Annotated in this window: 17 protein-coding genes and 2 pseudogenes; 8 read left to right on the forward strand and 11 right to left on the reverse strand. The window is 47.8% G+C overall.

What is annotated here, in order from left to right; genetic code table 11:
• The first annotated feature begins 167 nt into the window (after positions 1 to 167).
• Positions 168 to 1,853 carry an aspartate:alanine antiporter gene (locus tag J4617_RS06855; RefSeq protein WP_001024853.1) on the forward strand — a complete coding sequence of 562 codons (1,686 nt, stop codon included), beginning with the start codon at positions 168 to 170 and terminating at the stop codon, positions 1,851 to 1,853.
• 116 nt (positions 1,854 to 1,969) lie between these two features.
• Here J4617_RS06855 and J4617_RS06860 read toward each other — a convergent pair whose 3' ends face one another.
• On the reverse strand, positions 1,970 to 2,590 hold the full coding sequence (locus tag J4617_RS06860) for a TetR/AcrR family transcriptional regulator (protein WP_208290677.1): 621 nt from the start codon (positions 2,588 to 2,590) through the stop codon (positions 1,970 to 1,972).
• Positions 2,591 to 2,757: 167 nt separating this feature from the next.
• Between J4617_RS06860 and J4617_RS06865 the strand changes: the two genes are divergently transcribed.
• Complete coding sequence (locus tag J4617_RS06865) at positions 2,758 to 3,969, forward strand: MFS transporter (protein WP_000217420.1); 1,212 nt, start codon at positions 2,758 to 2,760, stop codon at positions 3,967 to 3,969.
• Entirely contained in the window at positions 3,966 to 4,781 is an 816-nt protein-coding gene (locus tag J4617_RS06870; RefSeq protein WP_000023548.1) for a Cof-type HAD-IIB family hydrolase, read from the forward strand. The genes J4617_RS06865 and J4617_RS06870 overlap by 4 nt, the downstream gene beginning before the upstream one ends.
• Positions 4,782 to 4,834: 53 nt before the next feature.
• Here J4617_RS06870 and J4617_RS06875 read toward each other — a convergent pair whose 3' ends face one another.
• Entirely contained in the window at positions 4,835 to 6,067 is a 1,233-nt protein-coding gene (locus J4617_RS06875; protein ID WP_001181284.1) for an MFS transporter, read from the reverse strand.
• A gap of 312 nt (positions 6,068 to 6,379) precedes the next feature.
• On the opposite strand from J4617_RS06875, the gene ybjG reads away from it, so the two are divergent.
• Together ybjG and deoR are read left to right on the forward strand one after the other, a co-directional pair.
• Positions 6,380 to 6,988: an undecaprenyl-diphosphate phosphatase gene (gene ybjG / locus J4617_RS06880; RefSeq protein ID WP_001738110.1), complete on the forward strand. Its 609-nt coding sequence runs from the start codon at positions 6,380 to 6,382 to the stop codon at positions 6,986 to 6,988.
• A 71-nt stretch (positions 6,989 to 7,059) separates the two neighbouring features.
• A complete protein-coding gene (gene deoR, locus J4617_RS06885) occupies positions 7,060 to 7,818 on the forward strand; it encodes a DNA-binding transcriptional repressor DeoR (protein WP_000450106.1) in 759 nt (252 codons plus the stop codon).
• A gap of 45 nt (positions 7,819 to 7,863) precedes the next feature.
• Here deoR and dacC read toward each other — a convergent pair whose 3' ends face one another.
• A complete protein-coding gene (gene dacC / locus J4617_RS06890; RefSeq protein WP_000195712.1) occupies positions 7,864 to 9,066 on the reverse strand; it encodes a serine-type D-Ala-D-Ala carboxypeptidase in 1,203 nt (400 codons plus the stop codon).
• Between the two features lie 243 nt (positions 9,067 to 9,309).
• Here dacC and J4617_RS06895 point away from each other — a divergent pair, with 243 nt between their 5' ends.
• On the forward strand, positions 9,310 to 9,936 hold the full coding sequence (locus J4617_RS06895) for a glutathione S-transferase family protein (RefSeq protein ID WP_017465779.1): 627 nt from the start codon (positions 9,310 to 9,312) through the stop codon (positions 9,934 to 9,936).
• Here the strand turns inward: J4617_RS06895 and J4617_RS06900 are convergent.
• Positions 9,933 to 10,433: pseudogene (locus J4617_RS06900) on the reverse strand (PQQ-dependent sugar dehydrogenase); the annotation flags it as partial. The gene J4617_RS06895 and the pseudogene J4617_RS06900 sit on opposite strands and share 4 nt — an antisense overlap.
• Positions 10,413 to 10,613 (reverse strand): annotated as a pseudogene (locus J4617_RS06905) (IS1 family transposase); the annotation flags it as partial. The pseudogenes J4617_RS06900 and J4617_RS06905, both read right to left, overlap by 21 nt.
• Positions 10,614 to 10,959: 346 nt before the next feature.
• On the opposite strand from J4617_RS06905, the gene J4617_RS06910 reads away from it, so the two are divergent.
• Together J4617_RS06910 and J4617_RS06915 are read left to right on the forward strand one after the other, a co-directional pair.
• Positions 10,960 to 11,385, forward strand: coding sequence for a GntP family permease (locus J4617_RS06910; RefSeq protein ID WP_000287110.1), 426 nt, complete (start codon positions 10,960 to 10,962; stop codon positions 11,383 to 11,385).
• Between the two features lie 264 nt (positions 11,386 to 11,649).
• Positions 11,650 to 12,540 carry a LysR family transcriptional regulator gene (locus tag J4617_RS06915; RefSeq protein WP_000545335.1) on the forward strand — a complete coding sequence of 297 codons (891 nt, stop codon included), beginning with the start codon at positions 11,650 to 11,652 and terminating at the stop codon, positions 12,538 to 12,540.
• A 5-nt stretch (positions 12,541 to 12,545) separates the two neighbouring features.
• On the opposite strand, the gene J4617_RS06920 is transcribed toward J4617_RS06915, so the two are convergent.
• From J4617_RS06920 to J4617_RS06945, 6 genes are all read right to left on the reverse strand, one after another.
• Positions 12,546 to 14,231 carry an electron transfer flavoprotein-ubiquinone oxidoreductase gene (locus J4617_RS06920; protein WP_001000306.1) on the reverse strand — a complete coding sequence of 562 codons (1,686 nt, stop codon included), beginning with the start codon at positions 14,229 to 14,231 and terminating at the stop codon, positions 12,546 to 12,548.
• A gap of 448 nt (positions 14,232 to 14,679) precedes the next feature.
• Positions 14,680 to 15,843: an acyl-CoA dehydrogenase family protein gene (locus J4617_RS06925; protein ID WP_000835387.1), complete on the reverse strand. Its 1,164-nt coding sequence runs from the start codon at positions 15,841 to 15,843 to the stop codon at positions 14,680 to 14,682.
• On the reverse strand, positions 15,840 to 16,103 hold the full coding sequence (locus J4617_RS06930) for a hypothetical protein (protein ID WP_001528824.1): 264 nt from the start codon (positions 16,101 to 16,103) through the stop codon (positions 15,840 to 15,842). Before J4617_RS06930 ends, J4617_RS06925 begins: the two co-directional genes overlap by 4 nt.
• 32 nt (positions 16,104 to 16,135) lie before the next feature.
• A complete protein-coding gene (locus tag J4617_RS06935; RefSeq protein WP_000157772.1) occupies positions 16,136 to 17,089 on the reverse strand; it encodes an FAD-binding protein in 954 nt (317 codons plus the stop codon).
• A gap of 10 nt (positions 17,090 to 17,099) precedes the next feature.
• Positions 17,100 to 17,849: an electron transfer flavoprotein subunit beta/FixA family protein gene (locus J4617_RS06940; RefSeq protein WP_001521753.1), complete on the reverse strand. Its 750-nt coding sequence runs from the start codon at positions 17,847 to 17,849 to the stop codon at positions 17,100 to 17,102.
• Positions 17,850 to 17,871: 22 nt separating this feature from the next.
• Positions 17,872 to 18,387 (reverse strand): CoA ester lyase, encoded by a 516-nt coding sequence (locus J4617_RS06945; RefSeq protein ID WP_001521476.1) that lies wholly within the window; start codon positions 18,385 to 18,387, stop codon positions 17,872 to 17,874.
• Positions 18,388 to 18,716 lie beyond the last annotated feature (329 nt).

Below are 18,716 nucleotides of genomic sequence, written 5' to 3' on the forward strand. Positions count from 1 at the left end.
TTATAGCCGTTAGTACGCAATAAGATTAAACTAGCAGGATATATTGTTGTGTTGTTTTTATTTGGATGCTGTATGCAATACGATTGCACCCTTAATTCATGATAAAAACAGTAGCGTAAATTACCATTTCTTTCAACAGCTTACTCGTAAACAAGAAGTTAGTCTCCGTGAATATAAACGTCGCAGATTTGTTAAATGGGAATTACATCCTGTTATTATTTGTGGTCCTGGCTCTTGGCCTGTGTCTTGGCAAGTTACGTCTGGGTTCAGTCCAACTTGGTAATTCCATTGGCGTTTTAGTGGTCTCTCTATTATTAGGGCAGCAACACTTCAGTATTAACACCGACGCGCTAAATCTGGGATTTATGCTGTTTATTTTTTGTGTCGGCGTCGAGGCTGGCCCCAACTTTTTTTCGATTTTTTTTCGCGACGGTAAAAATTATCTGATGCTTGCCCTGGTCATGGTCGGTAGCGCTCTGCTAATCGCCTTAGGCCTTGGTAAGCTATTCGGCTGGGATATCGGCCTGACGGCCGGTATGCTGGCCGGCTCAATGACCTCCACGCCCGTGCTGGTTGGCGCAGGCGATACCCTGCGACATTCCGGCATCGCCAGCACCCAACTCTCCTCCGCTCTTGATAATCTGAGCCTGGGCTATGCCCTGACCTATCTGATTGGGTTGGTCAGTCTGATCGTGGGCGCGCGCTACTTGCCTAAACTACAGCATCAGGATTTGCAAACCAGCGCCCAGCAAATTGCTCGCGAGCGCGGTCTGGATACCGATGCTAATCGCAAGGTTTATTTGCCGGTTATCCGCGCCTATCGGGTTGGCCCGGAACTGGTGGCCTGGACTGACGGTAAAAACCTGCGCGAGCTGGGTATTTACCGCCAGACAGGCTGCTATATCGAACGTATTCGCCGTAACGGTATTCTGGCGAACCCGGATGGCGATGCGGTGCTGCAAATGGGCGATGAGATTGCGCTGGTCGGCTATCCGGACGCGCACGCCAGGCTCGATCCCAGCTTCCGTAATGGTAAGGAAGTGTTTGATCGCGATCTGCTTGATATGCGCATCGTGACGGAAGAAATTGTGGTGAAAAACCACAATGCGGTCGGTCGCCGCCTCGCTCAGCTCAAGCTGACCGATCATGGCTGCTTCCTTAACCGCGTCATCCGCAGCCAGATCGAAATGCCTATCGACGATAACGTCGTGCTGAATAAAGGCGACGTGTTACAGGTGAGCGGCGACGCCAGACGCGTAAAAACCATCGCCGATCGCATTGGTTTTATTTCGATTCATAGTCAGGTGACGGACCTGCTTGCCTTCTGCGCTTTTTTTATCATCGGGTTAATGATCGGGATGATTACCTTCCAGTTCAGCAATTTTAGTTTCGGTATCGGCAACGCGGCCGGATTGCTGTTCGCCGGGATCATGCTCGGTTTCCTGCGCGCTAACCATCCTACCTTTGGTTATATTCCGCAGGGCGCGCTTAATATGGTGAAAGAATTCGGCTTGATGGTGTTTATGGCAGGCGTTGGTTTAAGCGCCGGCAGCGGTATCAGCAACGGTCTGGGCGCGGTCGGCGGACAAATGCTGATCGCCGGGCTTGTCGTCAGCCTGGTACCGGTGGTGATCTGCTTCTTGTTTGGCGCTTATGTGCTGCGCATGAACCGGGCGCTGCTGTTCGGTGCCATGATGGGCGCGCGTACCTGCGCCCCGGCGATGGAAATCATTAGCGATACGGCGCGCAGTAATATTCCAGCGCTGGGTTATGCGGGGACTTACGCCATCGCCAACGTTCTGCTAACGCTGGCGGGGACGCTTATTGTCATCATCTGGCCGGGGTTAGGATAAAACTGAAGTTTGCCTTTAAGTGAAAAAATTTTGCCAATAGGTCGAACTTTTCGTTAAAGCATCAGTCATACCTATTGCCACTGCTTTTCTTTGATGTCCCCATTTTGTGGAGCCCATCAACCCCGCCATTTCGGTTCAAGGTTGGTGGGTTTTTTGTTGCCTGACGCAGAGTGACACGACATTGACTCTCCGGCGATTCGCTTTACCATCTGTAAAATCGCTTCACGCGCCAGCGGCGTTCGATCCGTTACAAAATGCAGCGTCATCCCCTCGATAAACGCATCCAGCGCGCGGGCGGTCTGCGCGTCAAACCACTGCGCCAGCGTATTCTGGCTACGCTGCATCCAGTTTTGCATGACTATTTTTAACGCTGGCTTATCGCTGGCATAGGCATATAACTGATACATTAACGCCATATTATCCGGCGTCGTAACCTGCGAGCCGCAAATCATTTCCGTTATCGCCTGGCACGCCCCCTCCGCATCCGTCACCTGCGCAAAAAAATCCTGGTATTGACGCGACATGTTCTCGGTGAAAAGTGTAAAAGCTTCACTCAATAACGCATCCATACCGGCAAAATAGTAGGTCATCGAGCCAAGCGGCACCTGAGCGATAGCGGCGATTTTCCGGTGCGTCACGGCATGAACGCCATAGGTCTTTACCGCTTCCAGTGTGGCCTGAATTATTTTTTCCCGTCGCTTAGGATCATTGGCGCGTCTTACGGCATTTTCTTTCATGATGAGTTCCACATCTCATTCAGGATGCAGGCGATAGTAGCCTGCCGCTTACGCTGAAAAAACAGACAGCAAAAACTGTCTGCACAACGAAGTATGACGACGATATGTACAAATGTACACAAGCTTGCTAATGTTTACCTCTCGCTTCTATTTTCTGGCCTGACGCTATGACCGTCCTCTCCTCACGTAACGCCTTAAAACGCCGTACCTGGGCGCTGTTTATGTTCTTCTTTTTACCCGGACTGCTGATGGCCTCCTGGGCAACCCGAACGCCTGCTATTCGGGATATTCTTTCCGTCTCTACCGCGGAAATGGGGGCGGTCTTATTCGGGCTTTCTATCGGTTCAATGAGCGGTATTCTTTGTTCCGCCTGGCTGGTGAAACGATTTGGCACCCGGAAGGTTATTCGCACGACGATGACCTGCGCAGTAGGCGGGATGGTTATTCTTAGCGTCGCGCTGTGGTGCGCCTCGCCGCTGATTTTTGCCCTTGGATTAGCCGTTTTCGGCGCCAGTTTTGGCGCCGCCGAAGTGGCGATTAATGTCGAAGGCGCGGCGGTCGAACGCGAGCTGAATAAAACCGTTCTGCCGATGATGCATGGTTTTTACAGTTTCGGCACGCTGGCGGGCGCTGGTGTCGGCATGGCGTTAACCGCATTAAGCGTCCCGGCTAACATCCATATCATCCTCGCGGCTGCCGTGGCGATCGCGCCCATTTTCATCGCCATTCGGGCGATCCCTGACGGTACGGGTAAAAACGCATCGGAAGATTCTCACCTTCAGGAAAAAGGATTACCTTTTTATCGGGACATCCAGCTTTTGCTTATTGGCGTGGTGGTGCTGGCAATGGCATTCGCCGAAGGATCTGCGAATGACTGGCTACCGCTACTGATGGTAGACGGACACGGTTTTAGCCCAACCTCCGGCTCTCTGATCTACGCCGGTTTCACGCTTGGTATGACCGTTGGCCGCTTTACCGGCGGCTGGTTTATTGACCGCTATAGCCGGGTGACGGTTGTTCGCGCCAGCGCGTTGATGGGAGCGCTGGGCATTGGCCTGATTATTTTTGTCGATAGCGACTGGGTCGCCGGCGTCTCGGTCATTCTTTGGGGCTTAGGCGCTTCGCTCGGCTTCCCGCTGACCATTTCCGCCGCCAGCGATACCGGTCCCGACGCGCCGACGCGCGTGAGCGTTGTCGCCACGACCGGCTATCTGGCGTTTTTGGTCGGGCCGCCGCTGTTGGGCTATCTGGGAGAGCATTATGGATTACGCAGCGCCATGATGGTTGTGCTGGCGCTGGTTATTCTGGCGGCGCTGGTGGCGAAGGCCGTCGCCAAACCTGTATCGACTCCGCAACCGGTGATGGAGCATAACGCATGAGTATCAAATTAATCGCCGTCGACATGGACGGCACGTTTCTGAGCGATCAAAAAACCTATAACCGTGACCGGTTTATGGCGCAGTACCAACAAATGAAGCGGCAAGGCATTCGCTTTGTCGTGGCCAGCGGCAACCAGTATTACCAGTTAATCTCCTTCTTTCCGGAAATTGCGCACGAAATCGCTTTTGTCGCGGAAAACGGCGGCTGGGTGGTCAGCGAAGGCGAGGATATTTTTAACGGCGAGCTGACAAAAGCCGACTTCCAGGCGGTTGTCGAACACCTGCTCACACGCGCCGATGTGGAGATCATCGCCTGTGGAAAAAACAGCGCCTACACGCTGAAACGCTACGACGATGCGTTAAAAGCCGTTGCGGCAATGTATTATCATCGTCTGGAGTTTGTGGATAATTTCAACAATATCAGCGATGTTTTTTTCAAATTCGGCCTTAATATTACCGATGAACGGATACCGGAAGTACAGGCGGCGCTGCACGACGCCATTGGCGATATCATGGTCCCCGTTCATACCGGCTATGGCAGTATTGATTTAATAATTCCCGGCGTGCATAAAGCCAACGGCCTGCGTCTGTTACAGCAGCGCTGGGGCATTCATGATAGTGAAGTGGTGGTATTCGGCGACGGCGGCAACGATATTGAGATGCTGCGTCAGGCCGGGTTTAGTTTTGCCATGTCGCACGCCAGCGAAGCGGTCGCGGCGGCGGCGAAATACCGCGCCGGATCGAACAATCAGGAAGGCGTGCTGGATATCATCGACAGCGTATTAAACAACGAGCCGCCGTTCAACGTCTAGCGGATGCCTCTCTACGCCTGATAACAGAAAGCTTATCAGGCGTAGCCGCTCTCTCAGACTGTTTGCAAATTCCCCGTCCGCTTATCTTTTAAGAAGACCAGCATCAGCAGTAGCCAAAGAATACCGTTTGCCAGATTAAACAGGCTAAATAGCCCATTGCCGCCACTTAACCAGGCGTGTTTACTGACTTCAATGCCAACGGTAAAAATCAGCATTTGTAGCATTCCCATCGCCGCCGAGACCGTTCCTTTACTCATATCGCTGGAAAAGAGCGTCAGACGCACCAGTCCGGCATTCGCCAGCCCAATGCCAAAAGCGTATACGCTTAATCCCGCCGTCATCCATAAATAAGCATGGGATGAAACCACCGTCGCCGCCGCGGCGATGATCAGCCCCGCGACGATAGGCCAGCCGCCCATCACGATCAGCGAGCGAACCGTACGTCGGGAGGTTAAACGCGCCAACACCAGATTACCGGCAATGAGCGCGCCAAAAACGGGCACCTGCAGCAAACCATATTCATAGCTGCTGAGCTGTTCGCCGCTAATGATGATAATCGGCGACTGCGCAATCCAGGCCAACAGCGGCAGGCTGACAAATCCCAGCGCTAACGCCCCTGCGACGAACCGCCGATTTTTTATCACCAGCCGATAATCCCGGCCAAGCGCCTTAAATGACAGCGTTTCGCCCCGCCGCGTGGCGGTCTCCGGCATTGCGCGCTGTAGCCCGAAAAAGGCGATAGCGGCCAGTGCGGCAAATAAAATAAACATCCCCTCCCACGGCAGAACATGCACCCATGCCGCCCCAACCAGTGGTCCCAGTAGCGGCGCGATTAACGCCACGTTCGCCATCAGCGCGGTAATTTTTATACACACCGCCTCCTCAAAGGATTCCTGAATCGCGGCATACCCTACAGCGCCGATAAAACACAGGCTAATCCCTTGCAAAAAACGCAGGAAGGTAAATTGTTCGATGTTTTTCGCCAGTAACGTCGCCAGGCAGGTGACAATAAACCACACGACGCCCGCCAGCATCACGGGACGACGGCCAATCCGGTCAGACAACGGGCCAAGCAGCCACTGTAAGAACATACCGCCCGCCAGATAAGCGGTCATGGACGTCGGAACCCAGTCCAGGCCCGCCTGATACTGCTCAACCACCGCCAGCATACCCGGCTGGATCATGTCGTTGCCAATATAAGTAGAAAACTCGTACAGCACCAGACAGAGAGGAAAAAGCAGCGCCTGACGTCCCAGCCTGCCGCCTGATTGTAAACGATTCTGCATACCATCTCTTCGCCAATAAAAACCGCGCAGAGTGTAATGAAAGTCGGGGAACTGAGATAGCGAATTATGAGGCTGCAAGGGAAATAGCGCACATTTTTACAGAAAGCCGCTTAGCGCTTGCGTACTTTAAGGTTAATTTAAGTTTGCGCCGTTATCATCAACGTTATTTTATGCCATTGTCTTAAATCTCTTCATGTTGCCGCCAAATAAGACAATACTGCTTTTCCTCCCTGTTACGCTGCATTTATGCTCAGTTTGCACGGGGATGAGCTGGCTATCCCTTTTGATTTCATTGCTCCGAGCCTGGATGTTATGCTGGAAAACCTTAACAACTCGCTGTTTTATTTTATTAACGCCACGCCTGATTCCGCGCAGTGGATAATTTCGCTCGCTATCTTTATCGCCAAAGATGTCATCAACATTGTCCCGCTCTTAGCCGTGGTACTCTGGCTGTGGGGGCCCCGCGATCGGGTCTGCGCCCAGCGCCAGCTGATCGTTAAAATCGGCATCGCGCTGATTATCAGTCTGGCGGTCTCCTGGACAATGGGACACCTTTTCCCGCACGACCGTCCGTTTGTCGATCATATCGGCTATAACTTCCTGCATCATGCCGCCGATGACTCGTTCCCCAGCGATCACGGTACAGTGATTTTTACCTTTGCGCTGGCGTTTTTGTTCTGGCACCGCCTCTGGTCAGGCATCGTGATGATGGCGATAGCCATTACCATCGCCTGGTCGCGCGTCTATCTCGGCGTACACTGGCCGTTAGATATGATTGGCGCGCTGCTGGTAGCGATGCTTGGCTGCCTGAGCGCACAGCTGATCTGGCAGTGGTACGGCGCGCCGCTCTACCAGGCGCTGCAACGTTGTTACCGTTTCTGTTTCGCATTGCCCATTCGAAAAGGCTGGGTACGTGACTAAATAGCGAAAAAAAGAGTAATATTAAGCGCTCTGTATGGTGCGGAGCGCTTATTTAACTCTCCAGGGGAACTATGGAAACGCGACGCGACGAGCGTATTGGTCAATTGCTGCAGGCCTTAAAACGCAGCGATAAACTTCACCTTAAAGAAGCCGCGACCCTGTTGGGCGTCTCTGAAATGACCATTCGTCGCGACCTGAACCATAAAAGCGCGCCTGTCGTGTTGCTGGGCGGCTATATCGTACTGGAGCCCCGCAGCGCCAGTCATTATCTGTTAAGCGATCAAAAATCTCGTCTGGTGGAAGAAAAACGCCGAGCCGCTCAGTTGGCTGCGGGCCTGGTACAAGCGCATCAGACGGTATTTATTGACTGCGGCACCACCACGCCGTGGATCATTGAAGCCATTGATAATGACCTTCCCTTTACGGCGGTGTGCTATTCACTTAATACCTTTCTGGCGCTGCAGGACAAACCCCATTGCCGCGCTATCCTCAGCGGCGGGGAGTTTCACGCCAGCAACGCCATTTTCAAACCGCTTGATTTCCATGAAACGTTAAACAATATTTGTCCGGATATCGCGTTTTATTCCGCCGCCGGCGTTCATACCAGTAAAGGCGCTACCTGCTTTAATCTGGAAGAGCTGCCGGTAAAACATTGGGCAATGACAATGGCACAGAGCCATGTACTGGTGGTGGATCACAGTAAATTCGGCAAGGTACGTCCGGCGCGGATGGGGGAATTATCACGCTTTGATACGATTATCAGCGACCGCCGTCCCGATGAGGCCTTTGTGGCCTACGCTAAAGCGCAACAAATTACTCTGATGTATTAACCGCAGGTTTGCCGGATGCGACGCGCACCCGGCAACGGGGTTATTTTACGAGAACCAACTGCCAAACCACTGATGGAGTTTCATCAGCACAAAATCCCACATCCGGCTGAAAAATCCCCCCTCCTCGACGTTTTCCATCACCATTAACGGGCGTTGCTCAATGGATTTTCCGTTAAGCTGGAAATCGATGGTGCCAACAACCTGCCCTTTCTTCAACGGCGCCGTGAGCTGTGGTTCGTTCAACGTAAAGCTGGCCTTCAGGTTTTTAAGCTGCCCACGCGGAATCGTCACAGACCCCGCATCGCCCGCCCCCAAATTGACCTCACGCTTATCGCCAAACCAGACCCGTTGCGTCACGAATGTCGCGTCAGGTTTAATCGGCGTGACCGTTTCAAAGAAGCGGAAACCCCAGGTCAGCAGTTTTTCTGACTCATTAAAACGAATACGGTCCGTTTTCGCCCCCAGCACGACAGAGATCAGGCGCATATCGCCCTGGGTGGCGGAGGCGACAAGGTTATATCCAGCGCCTGCCGTTGTCCCCGTTTTCATGCCGTCGACATGCAGATTGGTACTCCACAACAGGCGGTTGCGGTTTGGCTGACGAATATTATTAAAAGTAAATTCTTTCTCTTTATGAATGGCGTATTCGTCAGGCACGTCGTGAATCAGGGCCTTGCCGAGCAGCGCCATATCGCGAGCGGTACTGAACTGCCCTGGCGCATCAAGACCGTGTACCGTCTGGAAGGTTGTATTGGTTAACCCCAGTCGTTTCGCATAGGCGTTCATCAGGCCGATAAAGGACTCCTGGCTTCCGGCGACGTAGTCGGCAAGCGCGATACAGGCATCATTACCTGACTGAATGATGATGCCTTTATTAAGATCCGCAACCGACACCTGATCGCCTGGCTTGAGAAACATCACCGACGACCCACGTAGCGCCGGGTTCCCCGTCGCCCAGGCATCCTTGCCCACCGTCACCATATCGGTCAGCTTGATTTTCCCTGCCTTCAGCGCCTGGCCCACCACGTAGCTGGTCATAATTTTTGTCAAACTGGCAGGGTCGAGTTTCTCATCGGCGTTGCCTTCCGCCAGTACTTTACCGCTGGCGTAATCCATTAAGATCCAGGCTCGCGCATCAACGCCCGGCGGCGCGATCGTTTGTTCCTCTGCCTTTACAGGCGAAGCGAAAAGGAATAAGAGAACCGAACCTGCCGCGAGGCTACGAAGGGAAGAAGCGTATTGCGTCATAGTACCACCCGAGTATCCATTCCAAAAACACACGTCACACCACCGTGTAATAAGTGCGGTGAGTAATAACGCACTCACGACGTTAAAGAAACCGTAACTTGGTAAAGTTTTTAAAGTTTATGCAATAACATCCCGTTACGCTTCCTTCATAACGATTTTTTTACAGACCATTGTGTAAATGTTAGGTTTATCTCACGGTAGGCCGATTACTGTCATCATCCTGATAAAACGGAAGGGGTTAATATGATTACGCTGTGGGGCCGGAACAACTCGACTAATGTTAAAAAAGTGTTGTGGACGCTTGAAGAGCTGGAACTGCCATACGATCAAATTCTGGCAGGCGGAAAATTCGGCGTTAACCAGGATGCCGACTATCTGGCGATGAATCCTAATGGGCTGGTGCCGCTGCTTAAAGATGATGAAACCGAGCTGTTATTGTGGGAATCCAATGCCATTGTCCGCTATCTGGCGGCGCAATACGGCCAGAACCGGCTATGGGTTGATAATCCGGCGCGGCGTGCGGAGGGCGAAAAATGGATGGACTGGGCGAATCAAACGTTAAGCCCGGCGCACCGCGTGATCCTGATGGGACTGGTCAGAACCCCGCCGGAAAAACGCGACCAGGCGGCAATTGAAGCTGGTATCGAAAAGTGTGATGGCCTGTTTGCGCTTCTTGATGATGCTCTGGCCCGCCAGCCGTGGTTCTCCGGAGATAACTTTGGCACCGGCGATATCGCTATTGCGCCTTTCGTCTATAACCTGCTGAACGTGGGTCTGAAATGGACGCCGCGCCCGAATCTGGAGCGCTGGTATCAGCAGCTTACCGAGCGCCCTGCTTTTCGCAAAGTGGTGATGATCCCGGTGACCTAACGCGTGGCTGCAGGACTTACCTTGAGTAACTGCCCGTCGGACTCATCGGTTAACACATATAAGTAGCCGTCAGGTCCGACACGCACATCCCGAATACGCTGCTTTCTGTCACCCAGAATACGGCCTTCTTCCGTCACCGTATTGCCATCGACGCGCATCACAATGACCTCTTTATCTTTTAGCGCGCCGATAAACAGTTTATGCCGTCACGGCGCAAAAACGTCGCTGGCATAAAAAGCCATCCCGCTGATCGCCGGAGAATCCTTCCAGTAGTAAACCGGTTGCTCCGTTCCCTCAACAATTTCACCTTTGGCTTCCGGCACTTTCAGACCACTATAGTTGACGCCCCATGTGGCCAGCGGCCAGCCATAATTTTTGCCTTTTTCCGGGATGTTAATTTCATCGCCGCCGCGCGGACCGTGTTCATGCAGCCATAGCGCGCCGCTCCAGGGATTGATGGCCAGCCCCTGCGGATTACGAATACCGGCATTGTACATGGCAAGATCAACAACCTGCTCTTTCATGCCGGGCTGACAGGCGCGGTATTCATAGTCGACCTGAAAGCTGCGGCAACATACCTGACAGCGGTAATGCTGGTGCCCTGCACTCCCCGGACCATACTTTTTAACGGATGCCGTTTGCGCGCAAAACGGGCATTTCACATCGACTTTAGCCATCATAAATCCTGCGATAAAAGTCGGTATTCGAAACGATAATCACCGATTGAATACATGATCGTTTTCTGGGGATTTCACTGCATGTCATGATGGTTTACTCCTGCGATGAATAAGAGAACGGCGTTTAACCGTAAAATCAACATGCAGCGGGTCGAGAATAAAGATTATTAACGGAGTGATACCGACTTGAATCCGCCGAGTACTTTTTAGAGTATGTTCCATTCTTCGCGCCGGAATCCCTGAGTAATAGCCTGTCTGATCTAAAATGGAGATCAGAAAAATATGACACAAGCTGTTGCATAACATGGATAAAATGGGTAGTCATGCTAGCGAGATAAGACAATGAATGTATTCATTACTGATGCTGGTCGCTTATCGTGGTTACAGTGTGATCCTTTTTGCTCCGCTGGTAGCACTTGGCGCAGTTCTGTTCACCCGTCCAGTGACGGTCGCCCCGGTTTTCAGTGATATATTTATGGATAAGTTGATCGGTTTTGTAAAACTTTATTTTCCTGTCTTTCTGCTGGGTGCAGTATTTGGCAAGCTGATTGAATTTGCTGGTTTTTACTACTCAATTGTCAGTGCTGTGACCTGTATGGTGGGCCAGAACAAAGCCATGCCGATGATTATTCTTGTATGCGCTTTATTGACCTATGGAGGCGTATCATTGTTTGTGGTGGCGTTTGCCAATCTGTTCTTTACTTGGCTGATTCCACATATTTACGGTGATCAGTTTATGATAAATCTGCCGGGGCTGAAAAAACCGCTGTAAACGGGTTAACCTGATGACCACGGGGAGCAGGTATTAGCATCTACGTTACAACGGTTCCGACAATATGTCTGACCTGACCCCCTGTCAGCGGTCACCAGCGTCCTACCAGATCCGCCCCGGATCATGGTAGGGCGGTGACACCGTCAGCCTACATTTTGTAGTTATCTCGACGTGACAGGAATTCGGATAGGCCGAAATACTCAGTCTGACTGAGCCTATAAAAAAGCAGCACACTGTATTATACGTTAATTATGAGCCACAACGATGCACTTTGATATAAAAGATTTAAAATTATTCCTTGCTATCAGTGAAGAAGGGAGCTTAACACGTGGAGCGGAAAAAACTTACATGTCTGCCGCATCTGGTAGCGTGCGTATACGTAATCTTGAACAGAGTATCAATCTGAGATTGCTGTATCGTAGTAGCAAGGGGATAACGTTATCCTCTGCTGGTGAAACATTTAAACACCACGCCAGCCTTATTGTGAATCAGATGGAAATGTTACGTAGCGATATGCAGGAGCATGTTAAAGGCATCAAAGGACATGTCAGAATATTTTCCAGTATAACTGCTATTGCAGAGTATCTCCCCCCATTGTTGAGCCATTTCCTTACACTATATAACGATGTGAATATTGATCTCAGGGAGTATCCAAGTCCGGAAATTGTACGTTCTGTTATTGAGGGGAAAACTGATCTCGGAATTGTTGCTGGTAATATTACAACAGATAATCTTGAAATACTGCCGTTCCGTACTGATAGGCTAGTGCTTATCACCGCGACAGACCATCCCTTTGCTGACAGAAAAAGCGTGACCTTTCATGAATTAATTCAATATGAACAAATCAGCCTGCCTGAAGGGACAGGAATGTTTGAATTTATCCGAAAAAAGGCAGAACTAGTACCATCTAAACTGAAAATTAGAATACAGGTCGGCAACTTTGAAACATTTTGCCGTATGGTTGAAGCAAAAGTGGGCATTGGTATAATGCCTCACTCTGCTGCATCCCGTTTGCGTCAGTTGCATGAATTTTCGATTATTGATCTTGATGAATTTTGGTCATTAAGAAAATTACAAATCTGCGCCAGAAGCTTTGACAAATTACCCGGCTTCACACAAAAACTGGTTACTATGCTCACAGCTCAGACTGAGTGATAGCGTTACATCCCTGTATAATTTGGTCCGTTGCCACCTTCAGGCGTAGTCCAGGTTATATTTTGTTTAGGATCTTTAATGTCACAAACTTTACAGTGAATACAGTTCTGTGAATTTATTTGCAGACGCATGTTTTGTGTTTCACTATCCTGTAAAAATTCATATACTCCGGCAGGGCAATATCGTTCTTCGGGGCCACCATAAATATCCAGATTAATGGATATAGGGATATTCTGATCACTGATTTTCAAATGTACTGGCTGGTCGTCATCATGCCAGGTGTTACTGAGATAGACGGATGACAAAATATCAAACGTCAGTTTACCGTCAGGTTTGTCGTACAGTTTTTTCTGGCTTTTGTTGGCCGGTTGCAGAGTGATATTGTCCGGTCGGTTATTTTTTACACGCCAGGGGATTTTTTTTATACCCATTCGGGGAAGCAGCCAATGCTCAATGCCAGTCATGATAAAACCTATCACACGCCCTTTTTTAAACCAGGGTTTGAAATTACTACCATTTTCCAGTTCCTGCCAAAGCCAGCTCTGTCGCAGTAATGTTTGATATTCTGTCAGTATGTCGTTTTTCCTGTTGTCCAGCAAAGCATTAAATATAGCGTCAGCCGCTATCATGCCACTTTTGATAGCTGTATGGATGCCCTTGATTCTACTTGCATTGAGCGTACCGGCATTACAACCAATCAGCAGACCACCAGGTAAACAGGGATCAGGCATAGACGCAATCCCGCCGTTATTGATTGCTCTTGCGCCATAACCAATACGCTTACCCCGGTCAATGTATTTGCGTATAGAAGGGTGTGTTTTCAGGCGCTGCATTTCCTGAAAAGGGCTTAACCAGGGATTTGAATAATCAAGTCCCACAACCAAACCTAGTGCAATTTTATTATCATTAAGATGATAGAGAAACCCACCCCCGAACGACTCTTTATCCAGAGGCCAACCTGTGGTGTGAATTACAAGCCCCGGATGGGACTGGTCTGATGGAACCTCCCACAACTCTTTTATGCCTATGCTAAAACTCTGGGGTGCTTTGCCTGTATCAAGATGAAATTTTTTGATCAGTTCTTTAGCCAGACTACCGCGGGCCCCTTCGGCAAAAATTGTATATTTTGCCAGAATTTCTATTCCACTCTGGAACCCCTCTTTCTTGCTGCCATCCCGATGACGTCCCATATCACCAGTTACTACACCGATAATGTTAGTATCCTGATCATACAGTATCTCAGTTGCCGAAAAGCCTGCATAAATATCCACGCCTGACGTTTCTGCCTGACCGGCGAGCCATTTAATGAGATTACCGAGGCTTACGATAAAGTTTCCATGGTTGCGAAAATTATCAGGAATCAATGCATCCGGCAAATTAATACATTTTTCATTCGTCAGTAACAGTAATTTATCCTGAGTAACAGGCTGTTTAATGGGTGCGCCTCTTTCCTGCCAATCAGGAATTAGTTCATTCAGCGCTCGGGGATCCATGACTGCCCCACTGAGAATATGAGAACCAGGCTCAGCTCCTTTATCTAGGACGATAATGGACAGTTCTTTTCCTGCATCATTTGCCTGTAATTTAAGTTTAAGAGCTGCAGATAATCCGGCGGGTCCTGCTCCCACAATAAGAACATCACATTCTATTGTCTCACGTGATTGCTGGGTATTAGAAAGTGTATCGTTCATTATTAACTCCTTAATTTTTCAGCACCGTAGGAACAGCTATATTATGTAAATAAAATTGCATTCATATTGTAACCAATGAAATAAATATCATAGTGATAAAACAGATGAAATGGTATAGGAATGTTCAACCTTAGAAAAAGGTGCCTATAAGACTATATAGCCAGTTATCAACTATTAAAAAAATTTCGGTGATGATGAAGCATTCCATAACATTTATATTTAGCTTTCTCCCTCAGATGAAAAAGAATATACACAAATCATTTTTAAGCCGTTCATCATAATTGCAGGAAAAGTCCCTGTTTTCTTGGCATTCTATTATAGTTACCCGCGAGAAATAATCAGCCAACTGTCGGGTACAGAAGGGAGTGGCAATGACATGTTCAATCGAGACTATAATGACTCCGGACAGAGGTAACTGTTTCATAATATTTTTCCAATTGATTTGACATCAGAATGAACGTGGCATCTCCAGCACATGCTCAGCGATATAGCTCAGGATCAGGTTGGTAGATATGGGAGCAACCTGATATAAACGTGTTTCTCTAAACTTTCGTTCGATATCATACTCACAGGCAAAACCATATCCACCATGAAATTGCAGGCAGGCATTGGCTGCTTCCCAGCTGGCTTTCGCAGCAAGGTATTTCGCCATATTAGCCTGTGCTCCACAATCAAGATGCTGATCAAAAAGCTCGCACGCTTTAAAACGCATCAGATTAGCCGCTTCCACTGCAATAAATGCTTCTGCAATAGGAAACTGCACCCCCTGGTTCTGACCAATGGGACGACCAAAAACCTCACGCTCGCAGGTATAGCGAGTAACACGATCCATAAACCAATATCCATCGCCTATACATTCTGCCGCAATCAAGGTACGCTCTGCATTTAAACCATCAAGTATGTAATGAAAACCCATACCCTCTTCACCAATAAGATTTTCTTCGGGAATTTCCAGGTTGTCAAAAAAGAGCTCGTTGGTTTCATGATTGACCATATTGGGAATAGGTCGTACTGTCATTCCATTTTTCATAGCTTCTTTAATATCAACCATGAAAATAGACATCCCTTCGGATTTACGTTTTACATTTGCAAGCGGAGTAGTTCGAACCAGAAGAATCATCCAGTCTGAATGTTGAACACGTGAAATCCAGACTTTTTGTCCGTTTATCACATACCGGTCTTCTCTTTTTACAGCTGTAGTTTTAATTCTGGTGGTATCTGTACCTGCTGTGGGTTCTGTGACGCCCATCGACTGCAGGCGCCATTCACCAGTAGCTATCCGTGGCAGCCAGAATTCTTTCTGTTTATCGGATCCATGACGTAACAACGTATTCATGTTATACATCTGACCATGGCAGGCTCCAGAGTTTCCACCCGATCTATTGATCTCTTCCATGATAATAGATGCTTCAGTTAAACCAAGCCCTGACCCTCCAAATTCCTCCGGGATGAGCGCAGCCAGCCAACCAGCTTTGGTTAGTTTATTAACAAACTCTTCAGGATAGGCTTTTGCTTCATCTATCTTACGGTGATATTTATCATCAAATTCACTACATAATGAACGAACCGCATCACGAATATCCTGATATTTATCCTTTTCAATACTTTTCATAATTTTTTCCTCAATAAACCAGCGCCAACAGGGGGTAGAAAATGACCTTTTATCGGATGACCATCAGCAGATAGATCTGACTGGCGGTCGACAGGAAGAAAATAGAGCCAGTGCCATAATTCTGGCAGAACGCCCCCCTCTTTAAAGATTTTGATGTCTTTATCCAGAGTGGCGGCCAGCAGCTTAGCGGGACCGGGGTTAAGATAATCGGTGTTGCGCAGAATGCCAGGCTGCCAAATTTGAATATCAGTATATTGCATAAAAGTTACCTTTAAGGAGGAAAAAATATGATTTATAATTTATCGATAAGTTCAGGTACAGCTTTGAAAATATCAGCTACCAAACCATAATCCGCAATAGAAAAGATAGGAGCGTCAGGATCCTTATTAATAGCGACAATGACGCCTGACTCTTTCATCCCGGCAAGATGTTGTATGGCGCCAGAAATTCCCAGAGCAATATAAAGTTGAGGCGCAACGATTTTTCCGGTCTGGCCAATCTGATAATCATTTGGTGCATAACCAGCATCTACAGCAGCCCGGCTTGCCCCCACGGCAGCGCCTAATTTATCTGCCAGGTTATCAACAAGTTCTTTGAATGCCTGTGCACTTCCTACTCCTCGTCCACCTGATACTACAACTCTGGCGGATTGTAAGTCTGGACGGTTACTTTTATTAACATGTTGGCTAATAAATTTTACCTGATCTGAACCAAGAACAACCTCTGTAAATTCAATGGGGGCTTTTCCCTCATCTTCCGCAACCGCAGCCGCAGCCGCAAATGAGGTAGGACGAACAGTTATCACTTTATATTCATCATCACTGTGTACTGTGGCAATAGCGTTACCCGCATAGATTGGACGTTCAAAAGTATGTTGATCAATGACACGCGTAATATCACTAATCTGAGATACATCAAGTTTTGCTGCTAAGCGTGGCGCACAGTTTTTTCCAAAAGAGCTTGCAGGAAAAAGAATGGACTGATAATGATTTTTCCCACTATTCAAAAAATAGCTGATCTGTTTTTCCACATTCTCTGCCAGAAGGTGTTCGAATAGTGGGCTGTCAGCAACAAATACAGTGGATATCCCCTGAATATGACTGGCTTTAACTGCAATACTTTCTATACCATATCCTAACATAAGTATATCTATATCACTATTAATGGCTTTTGCCGCAGTGATAGTACTGAGTGTTGAAGGTAAAAGAGTATTGCCGTTATGTTCAGCAATAACTAAAGAAGCCATATTTTCCTCCTTAAATTACTTTTTCTTCGTTTTTTAATTTATCTAGCAGCGTGTTAATATCTGGAACGATTATGCCTGCTTTCCTTCTTGCTGGCTCATCAACTTTAATAATAGTCAATCTGGATGACGGGTTAATACCAAGTGAATCGAAATCTATCTCCTTAACAGGTTTCTTTTTGGCTTTAATAACATTCGGCAAGCTGATATTCCTCGGTGTATTCAGACGTAGATCTGTAGTGAGTACTGCAGGCAGGGATAAATTTAACGTTTCTAATCCTCCATCAACCTCACGAACAGCAGTTAATGAATTATCAGAAATAGTAATTTCACTAACATTAGTGGCTTGGGGAAGATCGAGTAATGCTGCCAGCATTTGGCCTACCTGATTACAATCATCGTCAATAGCTTGCTTGCCTAATAATATAATATCGGGTTTTTCATTCCGGGTAATAGCGGTGATAGTTTTGGCCACAATTAGTGGTGTAAGAGAGTTTTTTGTTAATATGTGTATTGCCCTGTCTGCCCCTGCTGCCAGTGCTGTACGCAATACATCCCCTACACCTGTGTTTCCTATAGACACTACAACAACCTCACTGATTAATCCCCGTTCTTTTAAACGTACTGCTTCTTCAACTGCAATTTCATCAAATGGATTGATACTGAGTTTTGAATCAGAAATATCAACATCAGAATGATCTCGCTTTATTCTAATTCTAACGTTATGATCGACAACTTGTTTTACACAAACTAAAGCTTTCATTGGTGACTCCTTCATATATTTACTAAATGCTATGAGCCAAAATCCTTTTTGCTTTTTCCAGTAACGGTTTATCCACCATTTGCCCTTCATGACTGAACGCTCCATGGGGATATTGAGCCAGTCGCATAATCTGGGGAACCCACTCGATTTCTTGTTTTAAATAGCTGAATGCTCTGTTTACATGTGAAATTTGTGGAGGGTGAATACATACCTTGCCACTGAACCCCATTTTACAGGAGTGAATAGCATTTTGTATTGTCAACTCGTTTTTCATAAATTCAGTTGTGATACCGTCAACAGAAGGATATGATCCAGCCAGGCGTGAAGTTATTACAATTTTTGCACGTACAGCAATCAGTACTTTTTCATCATTACTCATGAAATTCAGAGCATTTTCTCTGGCAATTATTTTTTTCTCAGATGACACCGCATTTTCTAAATCAAGGATTACGCTATCAGCACAACTGCTATTTGCTTTTTCAAATCGTTCAGGTTGGTCCCCCGTAACGAAAAGAAAAAACCGTTCTAACGTTTGCATTCTCGTCTCTCATTTGAATGGAGCATCTGATAATTCAATATATCTTAAAAACATAATTTTCTGAATTAGCTTTTATCTAACCCCCCATTAAAATTGGTTCAGGTTCGCTGATAACAGAAAGAAACATGTAATTTATTGTTACAATAACAAAGATAAAAATAAAATTTAATTATTTGATATAAATAACGTTTCAGAATAGTAAACGGCCGACATTCCGTACCTGTTTCAGGAGTGAATTCGACTATACCGTTCCCTAAGAACATCAACGATTGTCTGGTGAACCGAATTTAGTCACCTTTGGCGGAAAACAGGCTGGCATATAGGAGAGC

Origin of the sequence: Salmonella sp. 32010601201800023SM, from assembly GCF_017572235.1 — a bacterium.
Taxonomy (GTDB): Bacteria; Pseudomonadota; Gammaproteobacteria; order Enterobacterales; family Enterobacteriaceae; genus Salmonella; species Salmonella enterica.

Excerpts from the sequence above, each read along its gene's own strand:
- J4617_RS06945 (WP_001521476.1), bottom strand. The coding sequence starts at position 18,387 with ATGCAAACGTTAGAACGGTTTTTTCTTTTCGTTACGGGGGACCAACCT.
- dacC (WP_000195712.1), bottom strand. The coding sequence starts at position 9,066 with ATGACGCAATACGCTTCTTCCCTTCGTAGCCTCGCGGCAGGTTCGGTT.
- J4617_RS06920 (WP_001000306.1), bottom strand. The coding sequence starts at position 14,231 with ATGAACGATACACTTTCTAATACCCAGCAATCACGTGAGACAATAGAA.
- J4617_RS06865 (WP_000217420.1), top strand. The coding sequence starts at position 2,758 with ATGACCGTCCTCTCCTCACGTAACGCCTTAAAACGCCGTACCTGGGCG.
- deoR (WP_000450106.1), top strand. The coding sequence starts at position 7,060 with ATGGAAACGCGACGCGACGAGCGTATTGGTCAATTGCTGCAGGCCTTA.
- J4617_RS06940 (WP_001521753.1), bottom strand. The coding sequence starts at position 17,849 with ATGAAAGCTTTAGTTTGTGTAAAACAAGTTGTCGATCATAACGTTAGA.
- J4617_RS06915 (WP_000545335.1), top strand. The coding sequence starts at position 11,650 with ATGCACTTTGATATAAAAGATTTAAAATTATTCCTTGCTATCAGTGAA.
- J4617_RS06930 (WP_001528824.1), bottom strand. The coding sequence starts at position 16,103 with ATGCAATATACTGATATTCAAATTTGGCAGCCTGGCATTCTGCGCAAC.
- J4617_RS06895 (WP_017465779.1), top strand. The coding sequence starts at position 9,310 with ATGATTACGCTGTGGGGCCGGAACAACTCGACTAATGTTAAAAAAGTG.
- ybjG (WP_001738110.1), top strand. The coding sequence starts at position 6,380 with ATGCTGGAAAACCTTAACAACTCGCTGTTTTATTTTATTAACGCCACG.
- J4617_RS06870 (WP_000023548.1), top strand. The coding sequence starts at position 3,966 with ATGAGTATCAAATTAATCGCCGTCGACATGGACGGCACGTTTCTGAGC.
- J4617_RS06875 (WP_001181284.1), bottom strand. The coding sequence starts at position 6,067 with ATGCAGAATCGTTTACAATCAGGCGGCAGGCTGGGACGTCAGGCGCTG.
- J4617_RS06925 (WP_000835387.1), bottom strand. The coding sequence starts at position 15,843 with ATGAAAAGTATTGAAAAGGATAAATATCAGGATATTCGTGATGCGGTT.
- J4617_RS06910 (WP_000287110.1), top strand. The coding sequence starts at position 10,960 with ATGTATTCATTACTGATGCTGGTCGCTTATCGTGGTTACAGTGTGATC.
- J4617_RS06935 (WP_000157772.1), bottom strand. The coding sequence starts at position 17,089 with ATGGCTTCTTTAGTTATTGCTGAACATAACGGCAATACTCTTTTACCT.
- J4617_RS06860 (WP_208290677.1), bottom strand. The coding sequence starts at position 2,590 with ATGAAAGAAAATGCCGTAAGACGCGCCAATGATCCTAAGCGACGGGAA.